Annotated in this window: 1 protein-coding gene; it reads left to right on the top strand. The window is 59.6% G+C overall.

Annotated elements, in window-relative coordinates:
- Positions 1 to 8: 8 nt before the first annotated feature.
- The coding region (locus tag B5F88_RS19735; RefSeq protein WP_343286492.1) for a recombinase family protein at positions 9 to 962 on the top strand (954 nt) is incomplete at its 3' end.

The following is a 962-nucleotide window of genomic DNA, read 5'->3' as shown; positions in this document are numbered from 1 at the left end:
AAAAGCTGGTGGTGGACGAGGAGGCCGCTGCCGTGGTGCGGCGTATCTTCGCCCTGTGCGCCGCCGGGCAGGGACCCAGCCAGATTGCCCGGCTGCTGAAGCGGGAACAAGTGCTATGCCCTACGGCCTACGCTTACAAAACCTTTGGTGTTGCCCATAGCAGTCTGAATTTGAATGATCCCTATGGGTGGTCTGACAGTACGATCGCCAACATGCTGGAGAATGAGATCTACCTAGGCAACACCATCAACCTCCGGTACAGCACCCGTTCCTACAAGGACAAGCGGAAAGTGGAACATCCCAGGGAGGAATGCATGGTGCTGGAAAACACCCACCCCGCCCTGGTGAGCCGGGAAGTCTGGGATATCGTCCAGCGGGTACGCCAGCACAAACGGCGGCGCACCAACATGGACGAGCAGAACAAGTATTCCGGGCTGGTGGTGTGCGCCGACTGCGGGAGCACTATGGTGCTCCACCGCGCCCATACCATGAGCTGGTCCTACAACCACTTCACCTGCCGGACTTACAAGAAGGACGGCACCCTCTGCACCGCCCACTATATTCGGGAGTGTGTGCTGGATGACGTGGTCCTGGAGGATCTGCGGCGGGTGACGGCAATGGCCAGGGAGCACACCCAGGAGTTTGCCGCATACATCGGCAGCAGACAGTCTGCGGAGCTCCGCAAAGAGGCGCGTGGGCTGGAACGGGAACTGACCGCCATGAAGAAGCGGAGCAAGGAGCTGGACAGCATTTTCAAGCGGCTCTATGAGGACAGCGTCCTGGGGCGGATCACAGCGGAGCAGTTCCAGACACTCTCCGGCAGCTACACTCAGGAGATGGAAATGCTGAACAAGGCCATCCCGGAAAAGGAAACTGCCATCCAGAGGCTGCGGGAGCAGGTGTCCGGCACCGACCACTTTATCTCCCTGGCAAAGCGGTACACGGACATCCAGGAACTGACA

This window comes from Flavonifractor sp. An306 (assembly GCF_002159455.1).
Lineage (GTDB): Bacteria > Bacillota > Clostridia > Oscillospirales > Oscillospiraceae > Flavonifractor.
This window is presented reverse-complemented; position numbering and strand designations above follow the sequence as displayed.